6 protein-coding genes are annotated in these 23790 nt (G+C 76.0%); all 6 read right to left on the bottom strand.

Annotated features, from left to right (window positions below; genetic code table 11):
• Positions 1–78: 78 nt before the first annotated feature.
• The 6 genes from FED44_RS37770 to FED44_RS28560 all read right to left on the bottom strand — a co-directional run bounded on the left by FED44_RS37770 (position 79) and on the right by FED44_RS28560 (position 23674).
• A complete protein-coding gene (locus FED44_RS37770) occupies positions 79–19740 on the bottom strand; it encodes a type I polyketide synthase (RefSeq protein WP_244302352.1) in 19662 nt (6553 codons plus the stop codon).
• Between the two features lie 74 nt (positions 19741–19814).
• A complete protein-coding gene (locus FED44_RS28580) occupies positions 19815–20585 on the bottom strand; it encodes a thioesterase II family protein (RefSeq protein WP_138462664.1) in 771 nt (256 codons plus the stop codon).
• Complete coding sequence (locus tag FED44_RS28575; protein ID WP_138462663.1) at positions 20582–21664, bottom strand: alpha/beta hydrolase; 1083 nt, start codon at positions 21662–21664, stop codon at positions 20582–20584. Before FED44_RS28575 ends, FED44_RS28580 begins: the two co-directional genes overlap by 4 nt.
• Complete coding sequence (locus FED44_RS38250) at positions 21661–22416, bottom strand: 2-oxo acid dehydrogenase subunit E2 (protein ID WP_138462662.1); 756 nt, start codon at positions 22414–22416, stop codon at positions 21661–21663. Before FED44_RS38250 ends, FED44_RS28575 begins: the two co-directional genes overlap by 4 nt.
• Positions 22413–22643: an acyl carrier protein gene (locus FED44_RS28565; RefSeq protein WP_138462661.1), complete on the bottom strand. Its 231-nt coding sequence runs from the start codon at positions 22641–22643 to the stop codon at positions 22413–22415. Before FED44_RS28565 ends, FED44_RS38250 begins: the two co-directional genes overlap by 4 nt.
• On the bottom strand, positions 22643–23674 hold the full coding sequence (locus FED44_RS28560) for a 3-oxoacyl-ACP synthase III family protein (protein ID WP_138462660.1): 1032 nt from the start codon (positions 23672–23674) through the stop codon (positions 22643–22645). Before FED44_RS28560 ends, FED44_RS28565 begins: the two co-directional genes overlap by 1 nt.
• Positions 23675–23790 lie beyond the last annotated feature (116 nt).

The following is a 23790-nucleotide window of genomic DNA, read 5'->3' as shown; positions in this document are numbered from 1 at the left end:
GCTCTCCGTTGTCATCCTGAAAGGGCCGTTCGTGATCCGTCCGCGACTGTGCGGTCACTCATGCGGTCACTTGTGCGGTCACTCGCTCAGCTCCCGGTCGAGCAGCCCGAACAGCTCGTCGTCCGAGGCCGCCTCGACCCCGTCGAGGGAGCCGTCCAGGGATCCCACGGGGTCGTGGCCGTTCCCGCCGTTGCCGCCGTTCGCGCCGTTGCCTGCGTTGCCGCCGTACGCGCCCCGCGTCGCGCCGAGGGCGGTCAGCGCGCCTCGCAGCGCGCGCACGAGCCCGGCCCGCCGGCCGTCGTCCGCCATGAGGTCCGCGGCCGCCGACACCCACCCGTCCAGCGCCGCCGGGTCGAACACCTCCCGCTCCGGGCGCAGCCGCTCCAGCAGATGCGCGGTCAGCTCCCGCACGGTCGGGTGGTCGAACAGCACAGTCGCGGGGAGCCGGTCCCCGATCTCCTCGCCCAGCCGGTTGCGCAGCTCGATGGCCGTGAGCGAGTCGAGACCGAGGTCGAACAGCCCGCGGTCGTCCGGCACGCGCGCCCCGCCGGCGAGGCCCAGCACCTCCGCGACCCGGCCGGCGACGACCTCCCGCACCAGGGCCCGCGCCGCGTCCTCCGCCAGCCCGTCCAATCTCCGCGACAGCGGCAGGGCCCGTACGGCGGGCCTGGCCGGTGCCAGGTCGGCGAGCACCTCGGGCAGGTCGCCGGGCCGCCGGGCGAGCGCTCCGCGGTCGAACCGGGCCGGCACCAGCACCGCCCGGCCGGCCCCCAGCGCGTCGTCGAGCAGCCCGAGCGCCTCGTCGGTGGTCAGGGCGCGCACGCCCATCCGGGCGAGTCTGCTCTGGGCGGCCTCGCTCAGCTCCCCGGCCATGCCCCGGCCCGGCCCCGTGTCCCACAGGCCCCAGGCGAGGGACAGGCCCGCCAGCCCGGCCGCCCGCCGCCGTTCGGCGAGCGCGTCCAGGAACGCGTTGGCCGCGGCGTAGCCCGCCTGCCCCGCGTTGCCCAGCACGCCCGCGACCGACGAGAACAGCACGAAGGCCCGCAGCGGCAGCCTCGCGGTGAGCCTGTGGAGGTTCCAGGCGCCGTCGACCTTGGGACGCAGCACCCGGTCGATCCGCTCGGGGGTCGCGTTCTCCAGCACCGCGTCGTCCAGGGCGCCCGCGACGTGGAACACCGCGGTCAGGGAGCCGGCCACCTCGCCGACCAGGGCGCCGGCCGCGGCGGGATCGGCCACGTCGCAGGCGGCCGTACGGACCTCGACGCCGTCCCGGGCGGCCAGTTCGCCGGCCAGGGCGCGCAGGGCCGGGTCGGCGTCGCCGCGCCGGCTGACGAGCAGGAGACTGCGGGCGCCGTGCCGGGTGACCAGGTGGCGGGTCACCTCCGCGCCGAGCGCGCCGCCCGCGCCGGTGACCAGGACGGTGCCCGCGCCGAGGTCCGGCGGGGCGTCAGGGGCGCCGGTCACCGGGCGCAGGCGGGGGCGCAGCGTCTCGCCGTGGCGGAGGGCGAGCTGGCCGGGCTCGGCCGCCAGCACGCGGGGCAGGAGTGCCAGGGACTCGGGGTGGGCGTCGACGTCGACCACGCCGATCCGGCCGGGGAACTCCAGCCGGGCCGTGCGGACCAGCCCCCACAGCGCCGCCCCCACCAGCCCGGCACGGTCGGTGTGGCCAGCAAGGTCCGCACGGTCAGCGCGGTCGATGCGGTCGCCGGCCCGGTGGCTGTGGTCGCTGTGCTGGTAGTCGATGCGATGCTGGTCCGTGTGGTCGCCACGGTCGCTGTTGTGGTGATCGGTGTGGTCGGTGCGAGCGGCCGGGTCACCGGCGATCGCTCCCTCGGTCACCAGTTCCCGGGTCACCGCTCCCTGGGTCACCACCACGAGACGGCCGTCGGCGGGCAGCCCGAGGATGGCCTCGCGCGCTCGGCGCAGCGCCTCCCGGACCGCGCCCGCCACATCGTCCACTTCACCGGCGTCCGCTCGACCGGCGTCCGCTCGATCTGCGTCCGCTTCGCTGGGGGCGCCGCCCGTCCCGGCCGGGTATGCCAGCACCGGGAAGGACCCGTCGGCGAGTAGCCCGTCGGGGGCCAGGACAACCAGGTCCCCGGAGCCCGCGGCCGGGTCCGAGAGCGCGTCCGGCCGCGCGGCCGCCGGCTCATCCGGCGGCGCGGAGACCCACACCACCTCGTACGGCCGCGTGGCCGCCCCGGCCGCGCCCAGCAGCGCGCGCTCCTCGACCGGGCGCACCCGGGCCTCCGCCACGGACAGCACCAGGCTCCCCTGGGCGTCCACCGCGTCGAGCGCGAACGTCTCCTCGCCGGTGTGCCGGATCCGGACCAGCAGCCGTCCGGCGGGCACGGCGTGCAGCCGCACGCCCCGGAAGGCGTACGGGACGGGGATGTGCCCCTCGGGAGGGTCCTGCGCGGTGGCGATCCAGGGGTGGAAGGCGGCGTCGAGCAGCCCCGGCGTCAGGCCGGCGCCGGTCTCGACCTCCGCGTACAGCTCGTCCCCGGACCGCCACAGGGCCCGCAGCCCCTGGAAGGCCGGGCCGTAGCCGTAGCCGCGGGCGGCGAAGAGCTCGTACGCCCCCGTCACGTCCACGGGCTCGGCCGCCGGGGGCCGGCGGCCGGACCAGACGGGCGCGGCGGCGTCGCCGTCAAGCGCCGCCTCGGCGTGCTGGATCCACTCCTCGGTCCCCGCGGGACGGCCGTGCACGCGGACCCGGGCGCCGTCGACCGTGATCCTCAGGTGGACCTCCCGCTCCGCCGGGATCGTCACCGGGGAGCGCAGCTCCAGTTCCCGGACCGCGTGGCCGCCGTGCCGGTCGGCGAGCCAGGAGGTCACGTCGAGGAGTGCGGCCGCCGGGAGCACCGGGACGCCGGCCAGGAGGTGGTCGGCCAGCCAGGGCTGCCGCGCGGCCGAAAGCACCCCGGTGTAGACGGTCTGCCCGCCGTCCGGGACGGCGACGGCGGCCATGAGCAGCGGGTGATCGGGTTTCTCCGCGCCGACACCGGCCGCGGACCCGTCCTCGCCCGGTGCCGCGAGCCACAGGCGCTCGCGGCGGAACGGGTAGGTGGGGAGCGGCACGACGGTCCCGCCGCCGAGCAGCGCCCGCCAGTCCCAGGCGACCCCGGCCACGAAGGCACGGGCCACGAACGACCACAGGGCGGCCGCCTCGTCGTCCCCGCGGCCGAGCGCCGCCGCCGCGACGGCGTCCTCACCCAGGTCGCACTGCCGGACCATCGCGGTCAGCGCCGCGTCGGGGCCGATCTCCAGGAAGCGGACGGCGCCGAGCCCGCGCAGCCGCGCGACCGCGTCCGCGAACAGGACGGTTCCCCTGACCTGGTCCGCCCAGTGCTCCGCGGATCCCAGGACATCGGCGTCGGCCTCCTCGGCGGTGAGCGTCGACACGAGCGTGCGCCGCGGGGGCGCCGCGGACAGACCGGCGATCTCCGCGCGGAACGGCGCCAGCATCGGCTCCATCAGCGCGGAGTGGAAGGCGTGGCTCACGGTGAGCCGCTTCACCCGGTGCCCGAGCCCGGCGAGATGGGCGGTCAGCCGCTCCACGGGGCCGGCTTCGCCGGAGATCACCACCGAACCGGGGGCGTTGACCGCGGCCACGTCCACCCGCACGCCCGTCTCACGCGCCAGCAGCTCCACGGTCGCCCGGTCGGCCTGCACCGCCGCCATCAGCCCGCCCTCGGGCAGCTCCTGCATGAGCCGCCCGCGCGCCGCGACGAGCGCCGCCGCGTCGGGGAGGGTCAGCGCTCCGGCGACGTGCGCGGCGGCGATCTCGCCGACCGAGTGCCCGGCAAGGGCGTCGACCGGCAGGCCCCACGACTCCAGCAGCCGGAAGAGGGCCACCTCCAGGGCGAACAGCGACGCCTGGGTGTAGCGGGTCCGGTGGATGAGCCCCGGCTCGCCCTCCCCCGCGACCACGGCCGCCACGTCGACGCCGTCGGCGCGGCGCAGCTGCTCGCACACCTCGTCGAACGCCCTCGCGTAGGCCGGGAACGTCCGGTACAGCTCCGTGCCCATGCCGGTCCGCTGGCCGCCCTGACCGGCGAACAGGACGGCGGTCCGGCCGCGCACCGCCGTACCGGTGACGACGGTGGGGAAGGCGCCGGGCGGCGGCGTGGTACCCGCGATCAGGTGGTCGAGCCCGGCGATCAGCTCGGCGCGGTCCCGGCCGAGGACGACGGCCCGCCGGTCGAACGCGGTCCGGGTGACGCCGAGCGACAGGGCGACGTCGGCGATCCGCAGGCCGGGGTCGGCCGCCACGTGCCGCCTCAGGCGTGCCGCCTGCTCGCGCAGCCCTTCGTCGGTGCGCGCGCTCAGCACCCACGGCACGACCGGCGTCGCCTCGTCCGGTGCCGGGCCCTCCGCCCGGGGCTCGTCACCCATCTCCAGGATGACGTGCGCGTTGGTGCCGCTGATCCCGAACGACGAGACCGCCGCCCGGCGCGGGCCGGGAGTGCCGGGCCAGGGCACCGCCTCGGCGGGCACGGCCACCGCGCCGCCGGACCAGTCCACGTGCTCGGTCGGCCGGCTCAGGTGCAGGGTCGCGGGCACCCGCCCGTGCCGCATGGCGAGCACCATCTTCATGATCCCGGCGACTCCGGCGGCGGCCTGGGTGTGCCCGATGTTCGACTTGAGCGAGCCCATCAGCAGCGGTGCGCGCCCGTCCCGGTCCTGTCCGTACGTGCCGAGCACCGCGCCCGCCTCGATCGGGTCGCCCAGCCGGGTGCCGGTGCCGTGGGCCTCCAGCACGTCGACGTCGGCCGGCCGCAGCCCCGCGCTGCGCAGGGCGGCCCGGATGACCCGCTCCTGGGCGGGGCCGTTCGGCGCGGTGAGGCCGTTGCTCGCGCCGTCCTGGTTGACGGCGGACCCGCGGACCACGGCGAGCACGCGGTGCCCGTTGCGGCGCGCGTCGGCCAGGCGCTCCAGCACGAGCAGCCCCACCCCCTCGCCCCAGGCCGTGCCGTCCGCGTCCGCCGAGAAGGGCTTGCAGCGGCCGTCGGGGGCCAGCCCGCGCTGGCGGCTGAACTCGACGAACGTGGCCGGGCTCGCCATCACGGTCGAGCCCCCGGCGAGGGCCAGCCCGCACTCGCCCAGCCGCAGCGCCTGCACCGCCTGGTGGACGGCGACCAGGGAGGAGGAGCAGGCGGTGTCCACCGTCACGGCCGGGCCCTCCAGGCCGAGGGTGTAGGAGATGCGGCCGGAGGCGACGCTTCCCGCGCTGCCGCTCACCAGGTAGCCCTCCAGATCGCGGGCCGCGCCGCGCCGCTGGTGGACCCGCGCGCCGTAGTCGGAGTACATGACGCCGACGAACACCCCGCTCTGGGATCCGCGGAGCGTCGCCGGGTCGATCCCGGCGTCCTCGACCGCCTCCCACGCGGTCTGCAGCAGCAGCCTCTGCTGGGGGTCGACGGCCAGCGCCTCGCGGGGGCTGATCCCGAAGAACTCGGGGTCGAACTCGGCCGCGTCGTGCAGGAAGCCGCCGTGCCGGGTGATCGACGTGCCCGGGTGCTCCGGATCGGGATCGAACAGGTCGGGGTCCCAGCCGCGGTCCGTTGGGAACTCGGTGATCGCGTCCGTGCCCGAGACGAGCAGCTCCCACAGCTCGGCCGGGGTGCGCGCGCCGCCGGGGAACCGGCACGCCATGCCCACGATCGCGACGGCGTCGCCGTCCGGGTCGTACGGCTCCCGCTCCCGCGCGCCCGCGCCGGGGTGGGCGTCGCCGTCCGGCGCTCCCGGCAGGTCCGGACCGCCGGCCAGGGCGTCGAGGAGCCCGATCAGGGCGGCCGGGGTGGGGTGGTCGAAGACGACGGTGGCGGACAGGCGCACACCGAGGTCGTCGCCCAGCCGGTTGCGCAGCTCCAGGGCGGTCAGCGAGTCGACCCCGAGGTCGGTGAACGGCCGGTCCGGGTCGATCTCAGCGCCGTCGGCGTGGCCCAGGACCGCGGCGACCGCGTCGAGGACCAGCCGTGCGGTGTCCCGGCGGCCGGTCCCCGCGACGATCGGGACGGCGGCCAGAGCTGCGGCCGAGGCGGGGGCGGGCGTCGCGGCCCGCGGGCGGTGCCGGGCCGCCGCGACGGCGAGGTCGAGGTTGCCGGCCACCACGACCGGGGCGTCCGACCGTAGGGCGTCGTCGAACAGGCCGAGTCCGTCGGCCGGGGCCATGGGGCGGATGCCCGCCCGTCCGAGCCGGGCGACGTCCACGTCTCCCAGGGCACCGCTCATGCCTTCGCCGAGGTCCCACAGGCCCCAGTGAACGGTCACGGCGGGCCGGCCGGCCCGCCGCCGTCGCCGCGCCACCGCGTCGAGGGCGGCGTTCGCGGCGGCGTACGCGCCCTGCCCGGCGGTGCCGAGGACGCCCGCCACGGAACCGAACAGCGCGAACGCGTCGAGGTCCGCGTCGCGGGTGGCCTCGTCGAGGTTGCGGGCGCCGGTGAGCTTCGCGTCGAGCGCCCGCCGCAGGGCCGCCCCGGTGAGCCGTTCCAGGGTGGCGTCCTCGGCGACGCCCGCCGCGTGGACGACGCCCGTCAGCGGAGCGTCCAGGCCGCCGAGCAGGGCGGTGAGGGCCTCCGCGTCCGCCGGGTCGCAGGCCCGCACGGCGACCGCGGCGCCGAGGGCGGCCAGCTCCGCCTGGGCCGCGCCGGAATCTGGATGGCGCTCACCCCGGCGGCTCACCAGCAGCAGGTTCCGTACGCCGTGATGGGTGACGAGATGGGCGGCGATCCGCCGGCCGAGTGCGCCGAGCCCGCCGGTGACGAGCACCGTGCCGCCCGCGGCGCTGCGCGGCCACAGCGGTCCGGAGGACGACGGCGCCGCGGGTGCGGGGCCGAGACGCGGCACCAGCGGCGCTCCCGACCGGATCGCGGCCTCGGGGAACGCCGCACCCGCAGCCGCGAGCAGCTCCGGATCCTCCGGCCCGTCCTCCGGGCCGATGTCGAGCAGGGCGAACCGGCCGGGGTGCTCGGCCCGGGCCGCCCTGACCAGGCCCCACAGGGCGGCCGTGGACGGCCGGGCGGCCTCGGCGTCGTCCACAGCGAGACCCCGGGTCAGCACCACCAGGCGCCCGCCGTCACCGGCCGCCCACCGCCGCAGGACCTCGCGGGCCTCGTCCAGCGCGGCGTACGGGTCGTCGTCGCGGTCGAGCCCGTGCAGCAGCGCGAGCGACGGAGGCCGTTCGAGAAGGTCCGCCACGGCGGCGACGCCGGCGAGGACGGCGCCCGCCGCCGGCTCGGGCCGGGGCCTCGCCTCCCAGTGCAGGCCGTACACGGCGGCGGCGGACGGGAGCGGCCGCAGCCGCAGCCGCTCCACGGTCAGGACCTCCCGGCCGTCGTCGCCGATGAGGTCGGCCCGGTAGGCGTCGGGAGCGAGCGGGGTGAACCGGGCGCGGATCCGGGTGAGGTGCGGCGGCCGTCCTCCGGACGCGGGCGCCGCGGGCGCCCGGACGCCGCTCAGCGCGTACGGCACGCGACGCGGGCCGTCGATCCCGTCCAGCGACAGGGCGTGCAGGGCCGCGTCCAGCAGGGCGGGCCGGACCGCGTGACGCGCGGCGTCGCCGCGGAGCGACGGCGGCGACGCCACCTCGGCGTACAGGTCGTCGCCGTCCCGCCAGGCGGACAGCAGCCCCTGGAACGCCGGGCCGTACTCGTACCCGTGCTCGGCGAGCAGACGGTAGGTGGCCTCGGGCGTTCCGGGGTCGACGCGATGGCCGGGACCGGACCCGACGGGGGCACCGGGCGCGACCTCCTCCCGCGTGAGCGTGGCGGTGGCGTTGACGGTCCACTCCGCCGCCTCTAGCGCCCGGCTGCGCACGGTGAGCTCACCGTCCGGGGACAGGGCCGCCTGGAGCCGGACCTCCCCCCGGCCGTCCAGTTCGAGCGGCGCGCGCATCACGAACTCACCCAGCGTCGGCAGGCCGGCCTCCCCGCCCACCGCCAATGCCAGGTCGGCCAGGGCCATGGCCGGGACCAGCACGCGGCCGCCGATCCGGTGGTCGGCCAGCCACGGCTGGCGGCGGGTGGACAGCACGCCGGTGAACAGCCGGCTCCCGCCGGGCAGCTCGGCCGTCCCGGCCAGCAGCGGATGCGGCGGGGCGTCCAGCCCGAACGCCGCCGGAGGGCCGTCGTCCGCGGCGGGCAGCAGCCAGTAGCGCCTGGTCTCGAAGGGGTACGTCGGCAGGTCCGTGAGCCGGCCGCCCGCGACGAGCGGCCCGAAGTCGACCGGCACGCCGGCCACGTGCAGCCGGGCGAGCGCGGCCCGCACCGCCGCCGCATCCGGGCGGCCCGTCCGGAGCAGCGGCACGGCGACCACCTCAGCGGTGACCACCTTCGCTGCGACGACCTCCCCGGCTTCGCCCTTCGAGGCGTCTCCCCCCGCGGCCTCTCCCTTCGCGGCGTCTCCCCCCGCTGTGCCGCCTCTCGCGGTGTCTCTCTGCGCGGCGTCCCTCTGCGCGGTGCACGTCTCCTGGGCGTGCGCGGCGAGCGACCCGTCGGGGCCCAGCTCGGCGAAGCGGGTCGCGCCCGCCTCCCGTGCCGCGCGGACCGCGTCGGCGAACCGCACGGTGCCGCGCAACTGCGCCACCCAGTAGTCCGGGCCGGACATCTCACGCTCGCCCGCGAGCGCCCCGGTCGCCGTCGAGACGATGGGCAGCCGGGCCGGTGCGAACGTCAGCCCGGTGACCACCTGGCGGAATTCCTCCAGCACGCCGTCCATGTGCGCCGAGTGGAAGGCGTGACTCACCTTCAGCCGGGTGGCCTTGCGGCCCTCGTCCTTCCATCGGGCGACGAGCCGGTCGATCTCGTCCGCGTCACCCGACAGCACGACCGACGCCGGGCCGTTGACCGCGGCCACCTCGACGGTCCCGCCCGCCGAGGCGGCCAGCCCGGCCGCCTCCTCCGGGGTGGCGGCGAACGCGGCCATCGCGCCGTCGTCCCGGGCGGCCTGCATCAGGCGGCCCCGGGCCGCGACCAGCGCGCAGGCGGAGGGGAGGTCGAGCACGCCCGCCACGTGCGCGGCGGCGAGCTCCCCGACCGAGTGGCCGATCAGGAAGTCGGGCCGCAGGGCGTACGACTCGGCGAGCCGGTAGAGCGCGACCTCCACGGCGAACAGCGCCGGCTGAGCGTAAAGAGTCTGTCCCAGGCGCTCCGGGTCGGCGATCAGGTCGCGCAGTCCCGTGCCGATGTGGGGCTCCAGCAACGCGGAGATCTCGTCGAAGGCGGCGGCGTACACCGTGGAGGTCTCCAGCAGGCCCGCGCCCATCCCGGCCCGCTGCGCGCCCTGCCCGGAGAACAGGAACGCGAGCCGCTGGTCCGGCAGGGCGCGTCCGGTGACGACGGCCGGGTGGCGCACGCCGTCGCGGAGGGCGGCCAGAGCCCGCACCGGGTCCCCGAGCGCGGTGTCCACCACGGCCCGGCGCTCCAGCCGCGACCGGCGAGTGAGGGTGAACGCGACGTCTCTCGGCGCGGCGGACCTGCCTGCGAGGACGTCGTGCAGGAGGCCCGCCTGCGCGCGCAGCGCGGTCTCCGTCTTCGCCGACAGGACGAACGGCACGCTCTCCTCCGTCGAGGTGCCCGCAGTCGTCGTGGTGACGGACGTCGTGCTGGCGGTCGTCGTGGTGGCGTCCTGGTCGGGGGAGGGGTCGTCGGCGGTGGTGGGTGGCTGTCCGAGTGTGGTGGTGGGTGATTGTCCGAGGGTGTCGGCGGGTGGCTGTCTGAGGGCGGTGGCGGGTGGCTGTCCGAGGGTGTCGGCGGGTGATTGTCCGAGGGCGGTGGTGGGTGGTTGCTGGAGGATGACGTGGGCGTTGGTGCCGCTGATCCCGAAGGACGACACCCCCGCCCGGCGCGGCCGTTCCCCCTGCGGCCAGGCCACAGGTGCGGTCAGCAACGCCAGCCCCGAACCCTCCCAGTCCACATGCGGCGTCGGCTCGTCCACATGCAACGTCGCCGGCAACACCCCATGCCGCAACGCCATCACCATCTTGATGACCCCGCCCACCCCCGCCGCCGCCTGAGCATGACCGATGTTCGACTTCAACGACCCCACCCACAACGGCGCCACCCGACCACGCCCATAAGCCGCACCCAACGCCCGCGCCTCGATCGGATCCCCCAACCGCGTCCCCGTCCCATGCGCCTCCACCACATCCACATCACCCGGACCCAGCCCCGCCTCCGCCAGCGCCCGCCCGATCACCTGCTCCTGCGCCCGCCCGTTCGGCGCCGTCAACCCATTACTCGCCCCATCGGAATTCACCGCCGACCCCGCCACCACCGCCAACACCCGATGCCCCGCCCGCCGCGCCGCCGACAACCGCTCCACCACCACCACACCCACACCCTCAGCCCACCCCGTCCCATCAGCCGACGCCGAAAACGCCCGGCACCGCCCATCAGCCGACAACCCCCGCTGCCGCGAAAACTCCACGAACATCCCCGGCGACGCCATCACCGCCGCCCCACCCGCCAACGCCAGCCCGCACTCCCCCGACCGCACCGCACGCACCGCCAGATCCAACGCCACCAACGACGACGAACACGCCGTATCCACCGTCAACGCCGGACCCCGCGACCCCAGCACATACGCGATCCGCCCCGACGCCACGCTCGACTCGTTGCCGGCCAGCAGCAGGCCCTCCAGCTCCTCGGGCACGACGCGCAGACGGCTGCCGTAGTCGTCGTACATGGCCCCGATGAACACGCCGGTGTCACTGTCCCTGAGCGACAGCGGGTCGATGCCGGCCCGCTCCAGCGCCTCCCACGACACCTGCAGCAGCAACCGCTGCTGCGGATCGGTGGCCAGCGCCTCCCGCGGACTCATCCCGAAGAACGCCGGATCGAACTCCCCCGCGTCGTGCAGGAAACCGCCCCGGCGCGTGTACGCGGTGCCCCGGTGGTCGGGGTCCGGGTGATAGAGGGCGTCGAGGTCCCAGCCCCGGTCGTCGGGGAAGTCACCCGTGACGTCCGCGCCACTGGCCACCACCTCCCACAGATCCTCCGGCGAGGCCACCCCGCCCGGGAACCGGCACCCCATCCCCACGATCACCACCGGGTCGTCGTCCGCAGCCCGCACCGCGACCGCGGTGGCCGCCCTCTCCTCCACCGTGATGAGGCCGAGCAGGTGCCCGGCGAGCGCGGCGACGGTCGGGAACTCGAACACGATCGTGGCCGGGAGCGTCAGCCCGGTCAGGGCGTTCAGCCGGTTGCGCAGCTCGACCGAGGTGAGCGAGTCGAAGCCGAGTTCCTTCAATGGCCGGTCACCGGGCACCTCGGCCGGATCGTCGTGTCCGAGGACGGACGCGGCCTGCTCGCGCACGAGCCGGGTGACCAGGTTCAGGCGCTCGTGCGGACGTCCGGACAGCACCCGCCGCGCCCAGGCACCTTCGGCCGCCCGCCGCACACGAGACGGAAAGACCACGAGGCTGGAGAACAGGGCGGGCAACCGCCCCGCCGCCGCCTCCTCACGCAGCACGGCGTCGTCGAGGGGCGACACCACGGTGTACGGCTCGCGCACCCGGTCGAGAACGTCGAGGGCGACGGCCGTGGAGAGCGTGCCCACGCCGTACCGGGCGAGCCGGGCGCGGCCGGCGTCGTCGAGGTGGCCGGTCATGGCGCTGGCCTCCTCCCACACGCCCCAGGCGACGGAGGTCGCGGGCAGCCCGAGACCGGCCCGGTGCTCGGCGAGGGCGTCGAGGAACGCGTTGGCCGCGGCGTAGTTCGCCTGCCCGGGCACTCCGAGGGCGGCCACGGCGGAGGAGAACAGCACGAAGCGCTCCAGGGGGAGCTCCGCTGTCAGCTCGTGCAGATGCCAGGCGGCGTCCAGCTTCGGCCGCAGCACCGCGGCGAGCGCGCGGGCGTCCAGCTCCGTGAGGGTGGCGTCGGCCAGCACGCCCGCCGTGTGCACCACGCCGCGCAGCGGGCGGCCGGCGGGGACGGCGTCCAGCACCTCCGCCAAGGCGTCCCGGTCAGCGACGTCGCAGGCCACCAGGGTGACCTCCGCGCCCGCCTCGCGCAGGTCGCGGGCGAGGGCCTCCGCGCCGGGGGCGTCCGGCCCGGATCGGCTCACGAGCAGCAGGTGGGGCGGCCGAGCCGCCGCCGCCAGCCTGCGGGCCACGAGCGCTCCCAGGGTTCCCGTGCCGCCGGTGATGAGCACGGTGCCGTTCGTAGTGAGCTCAGTGCCGTTCGTAGTGAGCCCGGCGCCAGCCGTAGCGACCTCAGTGCCGCCCGTGCCGAGCCCGGGGCCGTCTGAGATGAGCTCAGCGCCCGGGTCGGCGCCGTCCTCGTGCCGGGGCTCGGTCACGGGCGCGGCCAGGTCACGGACGGCGAGCCTCGGCGCCAGCAGGACCCCGTCGCGTACGGCCACCTCGCGTTCGCCGTGCCCGGCGGCGAGCAGCGCCACGGGCGCCGGGCCGTCCACCACGGCGAGCGCGAACCGGCCGGGGTGCTCGGCGGCGGCGGTGCGCACCAGCCCGCGCAGCGGCGCGGAGGCGAGGTCCCGCCCGTCGGCCACGACCGTGAGCCTGATGCCGTCGAGCGCGGGATCGGCGGCCCATTGCTGCAGCAGGGTGAGGACGGCGGCCGTGCGGGCGTGCGCCCGCCCGGCGAGGCCGGCGGAGGAGCCTTCGGGGACGGCGGCGGGTCGCGGTCCGCCCACCGGTACGAGCACCACCTCGGCCCGGGTGAGCGCTGCGGCGTCCGCACCGGTGACGACCTCCACGTCGTCGGGATCGCCAAGGTCGCGGAGGTTCCCGAGCTCCAGCAGGTCTCCGGTGGCGCCGAAGCCCTCCAGCACCCCGACACGGCGCGGCGCCGGGCCGAGATCGGTCACCGGCTCCCAGACGAGGCCGTACGCCTCGGCGGCGGGCCGGACGCCCGCGAGGTCCTCACGGGCGGCCGGCCGGAAGGCCAGCGACTCGATCGTCCCGATCGTCTGCCCGTCCTCGTCCGCGAACAGGTAGCGGAACCGGGAGCCTCCGAGCGGCTCGACGCGGGCCCGCACGGTGCGCCCGGCCCGGCCGGTGAGGCGCAGGCCCTCGAACGCGAACGGCAGGAGGGGCGCGCCGACGTCCGGGTCGGTGAGCCCGGCGAGCCCCGCCACCACCGGGTGGAGGGCCGCGTCCAGGAGCGCGGGATGCAGCGGGAAGTCCTGCGCGGAGCCGGACGGGTCCGCGTCCGAGGGGGAGGACAGCTCCGCGTAGACCGTGTCGCCGTCGCGCCATACGGCGCTGAGGCCCTGGAAGGCCGGGCCGTAGTCGTAGCCGAGCCGGTACAGGCGGTCGTAGACGTCCGACACGTCGACCGCTTCGGTCCCGGCGGGCGGCCAGGCCGGGAGTTCGCCGCCGGGCGTGGCCTGCGGGTCGCGGAGCGCCGGCGTGTCTCCGGCCTCGGCGAGGGTGCCCGAAGCGTGCCGGGTCCACGGTCGGTCGTCACCGGCCCGTGCGTGCACCTCGACGCCGCGCCGTCCGTCCGCGCCGGGGGCGGCGACGAGCACCTGCACCTGCGCGGGCCGGTCGGCGTCCAGCGTGAGGGGAGCCTCTACGGTCAGCTCGCGCACCTCGGGGGTGCCGGTGAGTCGGCCGGCGTGCGCGGCCAGTTCGGCGAACGCCGTGCCGGGAAGCAGGGCGGTGCCCAAAACCCGGTGGTCGGCGAGCCAGCCCTGCGCGGCCAGGTCGATCTGCCCGGTCAGCACCGCCCCGCCGTCCGCGAGCGTGACCATCGCGCCGAGCAGGGGATGCCGGGCTGCGGCGAGACCGAGCCGGGACGCCTGGGCGGGTCCGGCGGAGGGTGTGAGCCAGTAGCGCTCGCCGCTGAACCGGTAGGTGGGCAGATCCACCGGCGTCCCCTCGCGCGGCCAGGCGACGGGGACGCCGGCGAGGTGCGCCACGGCCAGGGCTCGGCGGAAGGCGCCTGGCCCGCCCTCGCCGCGCCGGAGCGTGCCCGCGGCGAGGCACGTGATCCCCCGCTCGGCGAACGTCTCCTCCACGGCCACGGTGAGCACCGGATGCGGGCTGATCTCGACGAACCTCCGGTGGCCGCTGTCGGCCAGGCCGCCGAGGGCGGCGTCGAAGCGGACGGTCTCCCGGAGGTTGCGGAACCAGTAGCCGGCGTCCAGGGTGGTCGTGTCCAGCACGTCGCCGGTCACCGCGGAGTGGAAGGCGATCTCGGCGGGCCGGGGTCGCAGCCCCGCGAACGTCCGCAGCAGTTCCTCGCGCAGCGGCTCGACGTACCGGGTGTGGGAGGCGTAGTCCACCGGGATGCGGCGGGCGCGCACGCCGTCGTCCTCGCACCGGGCGAGCAGCTCGGCGAGCGCCGCGGCGTCCCCGGCGACGACGGTGGAGCGCGGTCCGTTGCGCACGGCGACCTCGACGGCGCCCTCCCAGCGAGCCGCGAGCTCGGCCGCCTCGGCCGCGCCGAGCGCCACCGACACCATGCCGCCGTCCCCGGCGATCCGGGCGATGGCCTTGCTGCGCAGGGTGACCAGCCGCGACGCGTCGGAGAGGGACAGCGCGCCCGCGACATAAGCGGCGGCGATCTCGCCCTGGGAGTGCCCGACGACCGCGTCCGGCGTCACCCCCGCGGCGCGCCACATCGCGGCGAGCGACACCATGACCGCGAACAGCACCGGCTGCACGACGTCGACGCGGTCGAGCGAGGGCGCGCCCTGCGCGCCCCGCAGGACATCGTGCAGGGACCAGTCGGTGTGCTCGGCGAAGGCCTCGGCGCAGGCGTCGATCCCGGCCCGGAAGACCGGGTCGGCGTCCAGGAGCGCGCGGGCCATCTCGGGCCACTGCGACCCCTGACCGGGGAAGACGAAGACCGTGCGCCCGCCGATCCGCTCGCCCGTCACGACCGCGTCGTGGACCTCGCCCCGGGAGAGGGCGCGCAGGGCGGCCGCGTGGTCCCCCAGGACGGCCGCGCCGTACGGGAGCCGCGCCCGCGACGTGAGCGTGGCGGACACGTCCCGGAGGTGGAGTTCCGGGTGGTCGTGCAGGTGCCCGGCGAGCGCGGCGGCCTGCCGTCGCAGCGCCGCCGCGTCCGTTCCCGACAGCAGCAGCGGCACGCCCTCCTCCGCCGGGGGGTCCGCAGTCGCCGAGGTGCCCGGGATCGTTGTGGTGGGGGACTGCGCGTCGGCGTCCTGGCCGGTGGAAAGGGAGGGGGAGGGGTCGTCGCCGGTGGCAGGTGGCTGTCCGAGTGTGGTGGTGGGTGATTGTCCGAGGGCGGTGGTGGGTGATTGTCCGAGGGCGGTGGCGGGTGATTGTCCGAGGGCGGTGGCGGGTGATTGTCCGAGTGTGGTGGTGGGTGATTGTCTGAGGGCGGTGGTGGGTGGCTGTCCGAGGGCGGTGGCGGGTGATTGTCCGAGGGCGGTGGTGGGTGGTTGCTGGAGGATGACGTGGGCGTTGGTGCCGCTGATCCCGAAGGACGACACCCCCGCCCGGCGCGGCCGTTCCCCCTGCGGCCAGGCCACAGGTGCGGTCAGCAACGCCAGCCCCGAACCCTCCCAGTCCACATGCGGCGTCGGCTCGTCCACATGCAACGTCGCCGGCAACACCCCATGCCGCAACGCCATCACCATCTTGATGACCCCGCCCACCCCCGCCGCCGCCTGAGCATGACCGATGTTCGACTTCAACGACCCCACCCACAACGGCGCCACCCGACCACGCCCATAAGCCGCACCCAACGCCCGCGCCTCGATCGGATCCCCCAACCGCGTCCCCGTCCCATGCGCCTCCACCACATCCACATCACCCGGACCCAGCCCCGCCTCCGCCAGCGCCCGCCCGATCACCTGCTCCTGCGCCCGCCCGTTCGGCGCCGTCAACCCATTACTCGCCCCATCGGAATTCACCGCCGACCCCGCCACCACCGCCAACACCCGATGCCCCGCCCGCCGCGCCGCCGACAACCGCTCCACCACCACCACACCCACACCCTCAGCCCACCCCGTCCCATCAGCCGACGCCGAAAACGCCCGGCACCGCCCATCAGCCGACAACCCCCGCTGCCGCGAAAACTCCACGAACATCCCCGGCGACGCCATCACCGCCGCCCCACCCGCCAACGCCAGCCCGCACTCCCCCGACCGCACCGCACGCACCGCCAGATCCAACGCCACCAACGACGACGAACACGCCGTATCCACCGTCAACGCCGGACCCCGCGACCCCAGCACATACGCGATCCGCCCCGACGCCACGCTGACGCTGCCCCCGGTGAGGAGGTAGCCGTCGGTCCCGCCGCCGCCCTCGTGCAGCCGGGGCGTGTAGTCTGACGCGGTCGCGCCGACGAACACGCCGGTGCGGGTCTCCTTCAGCGACAGCGGGTCGATGCCGGCCCGCTCCAGCGCCTCCCACGACACCTGCAGCAGCAACCGCTGCTGCGGATCGGTGGCCAGCGCCTCCCGAGGGCTCATCCCGAAGAACGCCGGATCGAACTCCCCCGCGTCACGGAGGAAACCGCCCCGGCGCGTGTAGGAGGCGCCGGGCCGTTCCGGGTCGGGATCGAAGAGGGCGTCGAGGTCCCAGCCCCGGTCGTCGGGGAAGTCACCCGTGACGTCCGCGCCACTGGCCACCACCTCCCACAGGTCCTCCGGCGAGGCCACCCCGCCCGGGAACCGGCACCCCATCCCCACGATCACCACCGGGTCGTCGTCCGCCGCCACGACGTCCCTTCCGGCCTCGTGCGCAGCGTCCTGTTCGGCTTCCCCGGCGAGGTGGCGGGCGATGGAGGCGGGAGTGGGATGACTGAACAGCGCGGCGGCGGGCAGGTCGGCGCCGAAGGCGGCGCTCAGGCGGTCGCGCAGCTCGACCAGGCCGAGCGAGTCGAGGCCGAGGTCCTTGAACGTCGCCTCGGGGTCGACGCGCCCGGGGTCGGCGAAGCCGAGGACGGCCGCCACCTCCTCGATCACCCGCCCCTCCCCCCTCGCCGTACGGACGGCGTGGGCGGGCGGCACCGGGGCCGCGACCGGGGCCGTGACCGGGGGCACGGCAGGGGACACAGCGGGCGGAGGGGTCCCGTCCGCGGCGGCCGGCGCCAGCCAGTGGGGCTCGCGCTGGAAGGGGTAGGTGGGCAGCGGGACGCGGGGGCTTCCCGGCGCGAAGACGGCGTCCCAGTCGAGCCGCACCCCGGCGGTGAACAGCCGCCCGACGGCGAGGTCCAGGTCGTCGTCCTTGCCGAGGACCGGCACGAACGTCGCCACCTGGCCCAGCGCCTCCCGCCCGGCCGCGCTGAGGGCCGTCCCCGGCCCCGCCTCCACGAAGATTCCGGCGCCCAGCGCCCGCAGCCGGTCCAGGCCGTCGGCGAAGCGGACCGTACGGCGGGCGTGCTCCACCCAGTAGTCCACCCAGTAATCCACCAAGAGGCCCGCACGGGAGCCGGCGTCGGCGGGGCCGGCGAGCTCCCCGGTCACGGTCGACACGAACGGAACGCGGGCCGGGCCGAACGCGAGCCCCGCGAGCACCGAACGGAACTCGTCGAGCACGGGGTCCATCAAGGGCGAGTGGAAGGCGTGGCTCACCTGGAGCCTCCGGGTCCGGTGGCCGCGCGCGACGGCGACGGCATCGACGGCGTCGAGCGCCGGGTCCTCCCCCGCGACGACCACGGACCGGGGACCGTTCACCGCGGCGACGACCACGAGGCCGTCCACCTCCGCGATCAGCCCTCGCACCTCCTCCTCGGGCGCGCCGACGGCGAGCATGCCGCCGCCGGAGGGCAGCGACTCCATTAGCCGCCCCCGTGCCGTGATCAGCTCGGCGGCGGACGACAGGTCGAGCACGCCCGCGACGTGCGCGGCGGCCACCTCGCCGATGGAGTGGCCGGCGACGAAGGACGGCTCGACTCCGAGCGACTCCAGCAGGCGGAAGGTCGCCACCTCGACCGCGAAGATCGCGGGCTGGGTGAAGGCCGTGCGGTCGAGCAGCCGGGCGTCCTCGCCGTCCGGCTCCGCCCAGACGACCTCCTCCAGAGGACGCGGCAGCCGCTCGTTCAACGCCGCGGCGGCCTCGTCGAACGCCGCCCGCCAGACGGGGTGATCCTGGTGGACCCGGCGGCCCATGCCCGGCCGCTGACTGCCCTGGCCGGGGAACAGCACCGCGACGGGAGCGGAGGTGGCCTTGCCCGTGACGAGCCCGGCGGCGGGGCGGCCCTCGGCGAGCGCCGCCAGCCCCGCTGCCACGTCCCCAGTGACGGCCGCCCGGTGCTCGAAGGCGGTTCGCGTGGTGGCCAGGCTCCGGGCGAGGCCGGCGGCCCGAGCCGCTCCGGAAGGATCCTGTCCGCCGGACGTGCCGCCCCCGGCGGCGAGGTCGAGCAGCCGGGCGGCCTGGTCCCGCAGGGCGGCGCCGGTGCGCGCGCTCAACACGAGAGGGGTGCGCGCCGGTGCGGCCTCCGGCGTGCCGGGCGCGGCCGAAGGCGCCACGGACACGGCCGAAGGCGCCACGGGGACGGCCGGAGGCGCCGCGGGCGGCTCGGCCACCACGACGTGGCAGTTGGTGCCGCCCATGCCGAACGAACTGACGCCCGCGACGAGCCGCGCGCCGTCCCGGGGCCACTCCCCTCCCGCGACCCGTACGGACAGGCCCCAGCCGTCGAAGTCGATCTCCGGGTTCGGCTCGGCGTAGTTGAGGCTCGCGGGCAGCCGCCGCCGGGCGACGCTGAGCACGGTCTTGATCAGACCGGCGATCCCGGCGGCGCCCTCCAGGTGCCCGATGTTCGTCTTCACCGATCCGACCTGCAGGGCCGGCCCGTCGCCGGGGCGGGCGAGACCCAGGGCCCGCGCCTCCACCGGGTCGCCGACCCGGGTTCCGGTGCCGTGCAGTTCGACGTACTGCAGGTCGGAGGGCGTGACGCCGGCGGCCGCCCAGGCGTGCCTGAGCACCTCGGCCTGGGCGCCGGCGCTGGGGGTGGTGAGCCCGTCGGTGCCGCCGTCGTTGTTGACCGCGCCGCCGAGCAGCACGGCGTAGACGGAGTCGCCGTCCTCGATCGCGGCGTCCAGCGGCTTGAGCAGCACCAGCCCGGCTCCCTCGCCCCGCACGTAGCCGTTGGCCCGGCGGTCGAAGGTGTGGCACCGGCCGTCGGGCGACAGCCCGCCGAACCGGGCGACCGCCGCGGTGCCGGCCGGGTCGACGATGAGGTTGACGCCGCCCGCGAGCGCCAGGCGCGATTCGCCGCGCCGCACGCTCTCCGCCGCGAGGTGCACGGCCACCAGCGACGACGACTGCGCGGTGTCGACCGCGATGCTCGGCCCGCGCAGGCCGAAGGCGTACGACACGCGGTTGGCGATGATCCCGCGAGTGGTGCCGGTGAGAGTGTGCCGCCCGATCGCGGAGGGGCGCGACAGCGCGGCGTACTCGTCGGCGATGGACCCGACGAACACACCCGCCGGGGTGTCGCGCAGGGTCTCGGGCAGCACGCCGGCGTCCTCCAGCGCCTCCCAGGCCAGTTCCAGGACGAGCCGCTGCTGGGGGTCCATGGCGGCGGCCTCGCGAGGGGAGATCCCGAAGAACTCCGCGTCGAACCCGGCGATGTCGTCGAGGTAGGCGCCGTACCGGGCGCCGGGGTTCTCCCGGGCCAGGGCGTCCAGGAGCGGGGACGGCGCGCGGCCCTCCGGCACCTCGCGGACGGCCGAGCGGCCCTCCTCCAGCAGCCGCCACAGGGCGTCCGGGTGCGGCGCGCCGGGCAGGCGGCACGCGACTCCGACGACCGCGACGGGCCGGGACACCTGCGGGTCGGGGCTGATCACGTCGTGCCTCACTCTCGGTCGTGGTGAGCAGGGTGAGCGCGGTCGGGCGCGGACGGCGCGGGAGGGGAGGCGGGTCAGGCCCGTACGGCGAGCCCGCTCCGCACCGCCGCCGCGACGTCCTCCAGCCGCGGGGTCAGGTAGAAGTGGCCGCCGGGCAGGACCGTGAGGCGGAACCCGCCGTCGGTGTGGTCCCGCCACCGGGCGGCCTGGTCGACGGTCACCCGCGGATCGCGGTCGCCGACCAGCGCGGTGACCGGGCAGCGGACCCGCGCCCCGGGATCGGGCAGGTAGGCGCGCAGCGCCCGGTAGTCGGCGCGCAGCGGGGGCAGCACGAGCTCCCGCAGGTCCGCGCTCTCCAGCACCTGCCGGGAGGTGCCGCCGAGGAACAGGGCCTCCTCCAGCAGCGCGGCGTCGCTGCGGAGGATCACCGGATCCACCCGGGTGAGGGCGGGCGCCCGCCCGCCGGAGACGAACAGCCGCTCGGGCGCGGCGCCGGCGCCCCGCTCGCCGAGCAGCGCGGCCTCGAACGCCACCAGCGAGCCCATGCTGTGCCCGAAGAAGGCGAGGGGGCCGTCGTCCGGTTCCCGGGCGAGCACGTCCGCCACCCTGCGGGCCAGCTCGCGCACGTCCTCGACGGGCGGCTCGCGCCGCCGGTCGAGGCGCCCGGGGTACTGCACGGCCAGCACGCGCACCTGCGGGGCGAGCGCCCGCGCGAGCGGGATGAAGAAGCCGGCCGAGCCTCCGGCGTGCGGGAACACGACCAGGCGGGGGGCGCCGGGCGCGGCGTGAGCGAACTCGCGCAGCCAGTCGCCCCGCACCCGCGCTCCGGCGAGCGGGGCGTTCACGCGGCCGCTCCCGCCCGGGCGGCCTCCAGGGCGGCGGCCAGCGACGCGGTCACCTCCGGGTCGGCGCCGGGCCGCATCCGCTGCACCGCGAGCAGGCTCCACACGCGGGTCTCCGCGAGGTGGGAGGGGGCGCCGTGCACGTCGTCGTGCTCCATCAGCCGCAGGTCGCGCACCGAGCGCTTCAGCCGTTCGGTGTCGCCGGGAGGGATGATCTCGTCCCGCTTCGCCGTCACCGCGGCGAGGGGCACGGTGAGCGCGCGCAGGTCGGCGTCGTCGAGCGCCCAGTCGCGCACGTGCGCGAAGACCGCCTCCGGCGGCACACCCGCCAGGTGGGCCAGAGTGTCACGGGTGACCTTCGGCACCCGGGCCTGCCAGGCGGCGTCGGTGAAGAAGTCGTGGACGGGCGGGCCGTTGGCGACCACGCCCCGCACGCGGGGGTCGCGCAGCGCGGCGGTGATCGCGGCATGGCCGCTGAAACTCAGCGCGAGCAGGTAGGTCTCGCGCACCTCGGCCCGTCCCTCCAGGGCGTCGAGGATGGCCGGAAAGAGCCGCCACGCGTCCGGGCCGTACCGGAGCGGGCTCTCGCCGACGCCGGGCAGGTCGGCCACGACCCCGGCCATGCCGAAGGCCGCGATCTGCGGCAGCACCGGCCCCCACTGCTCCTTCGGGCTCACGATGCCGCCGGTCATGACGAGCAGCGGCCGGGGCTCCTCGGCGGAGAGGCCCGCGGCCCACACCCGCACCGGGACTCCGTCCACGTCCACGACGACGGGCTCCAGGCCCGGCACCCCACTCCGCCACCGGTCGAAGGCGTCGAGGCAGCGGGCGAGCGCGCGCTTGCGGCCCGGGCCGTCCACGTACGGGAAGCGGCCCATCGTGTAGTACTGGCAGGCCAGGGCCGTCTCACCGGCGGCGTCCCACTCGTCCCCGGCGCGGATCCACTCGTACGGCCACGAGCCCGGCTCGTCGCCCGCGTCCGCGGTGATGCGGTCGAGCAGGGCGCCGTAGTGGTCGGCCGGCAGGTTCTGCGAGATCGCGTGCGCCACGACGAAGCGCTTGAGCTCGGTCAGGTCGTTCATTCCTCGTACGCCTCCAGCGCTTCCTTGATCTCGGTGAGCACGTCGGCGGCCTCGGCGCCGTCGATCACGCGGTGGTCGAAGGCCAGCGAGAGCCGCATGACGGGGGCGACCACCACGGCGCCGTCCCTGACGACCGGGCGGTCGGCGATCCGGCCCACGCCGAGGGTCACGGTGGTGCCGCCGACCGAGTGGAAGCCGTCGACGGCGCGGTGGCCGAGCGAGGTGACGCTGAACGTGCCGGTGACGGCGGGCCGCCGGTCGAGCAGCCCCGCCATCTCGCGGAACCGGTCGAGCGCCTCCTGCCAGGCCAGTCTCCGGAGCGCGCGGATGCCGGCGAACTCCTCGGCCGTGCCGGGATCGGCGGCGGCCGCCCGGTCCAGGTGCGCCTGTACGTCGGCCAGGGACGCGGACTCCAGCGCGGGGATCACGGTGGCGAGTACGACGCGGCGGCCCTCCCAGGTCTTGTCGAGGGTGACCTTGGCCGCCACGGTGTCGAAGGAGGCGACGACCGGGTCCAGCCGGCCGTGTATGGCGGAGTTGGCCTCGGGGTGTTTGGCCAGGACCCCGGCGGCCGCGTGCACGACGTAGGAGACGACCGAACGGCGCTCCCCCGCCCGGTGCGCCCGCGCCCGTCCCGCGACGATCGCGGTGGCGTCCACCTCGGTGTCGAGAAAGACCGGGGAGAAGTCGCGGATCTGGTCGAGGAAGAACAGGGTGTGCCTGCGCTGGGAGGGGAACGGGCGGCCGGTCATCGGTTCACCAGCTCGTAGACCGACTCCAGGCTCGCGGCCTCGAGGAAGTCGGGCAGCGACAGCGGCCGGCGCACCCGCTTCTCCAGCAGGACGAGCATCGTCAGCAGGTGCAGCGAGTCCCATCCGGGCACCTCGTCGAGGGCCCGGGCGAGGTCGTCGCCGCCGACGGCCAGGCCGATCTCGTCCTGGAGCAGGTCCACGAACTCCTCCCTGCTGATCGCGGCCATCAGGCACGCTCCAGGGCCAGGCCCGACTTGATCCACTTGCTCGACTCGATGGCCACCGCGATCGCCCGCGACGGCCGCGTCATCCGCGGCAGCAGGCGGTCGAGCTGGAAGAACACCAGGGCGTTGCCGTTGTTGCCGGTCTCCGCGACGCAGGAGACCTCCTCGGCCGCGGGGAAGGCGAGCCGCGCGGTGATCTTCCCGGTCATCGCGACGGACAGCTGCGGGGGCAACAGGTAGTCGACCTCCGCGCGGTCCCAGCCGAGGTCGTCCAGCAACTCGTCGGCCGTCTCCTCGGCGAGAACGGGAACGAACTCCTCGATGGCCTTGTAGTCCTCGCTGGCCGGGGCCTCGGACGTGTCACGGTCGGCCAGGCCGTACCAGCGCAGGATCTGGCCGGGCGCGCGGTCGAGGCCGGACAGCCGGGTGAGCACCGACCGGAGCACCGGCGCCTCCGGAGGGCCCGCGGTGCTCAGCACGGCGGCCCCGGCCCCGTCGCCGAACAGCACGTAGTTGACCAGCTCGTCGGGCGGCAGTGCCGTCAGGTCGGCCTTGACGTCGTAGTGCTTGGCGATGACGTCGCCGCCGACGACGAGCGCGGTGCGGTAGCGGCCGGTGGCCAGCAGCGAGGCCGCGACGTCGAACGTCTGCACGGCGCCGGAGCAGCCCGACTGGAGCTGGAACGCCGGCACGCCGTCGATGCGGAGCCGCTCGGCGACGACGTTCACCGTCGCAGGCATCAGCGTGTCGGGAGTGGCGGTGCCCAGCACCACCACGTCGATCTCCTCCGCGGAGATCCCGGCCCGGGTGAGGGCCTGGACGGCGGCGCGCTCGCCGAGGTCGGCCAGGCTGTCCCGCCGTTCGCCGGTGGACAGGTCGACCGCGAGATGACGCGTCCTTGTGCCGATGAACGTGTCGACCCACTGCCGCCACACCTGGTCCATGCCGAACGCCCCGGCCAGGGCGGCGGTGTCGATGGGAGGTCCCGGCAACGCCGTTCCCACCGACAGAAGTCGTACCGGTGTCTCCGCCATACGCTCCTCCAACGAGCCGCGTCCGCGTCACCGCGCCCTGCGCGCAGCGGATCGGGACGCGAGCCCCGGCACTGCTGATGACGGTTCAGACGCTAAGAGCAACCCCTAAAGCAGCC

Origin of the sequence: Microbispora triticiradicis (genome assembly GCF_005864065.1) — a bacterium.
GTDB classification, from domain to species: domain Bacteria; phylum Actinomycetota; class Actinomycetes; order Streptosporangiales; family Streptosporangiaceae; genus Microbispora; species Microbispora triticiradicis.
Note: the sequence above shows the minus strand (reverse complement) of the source record. Positions and strands in the feature narration are given on the sequence as shown.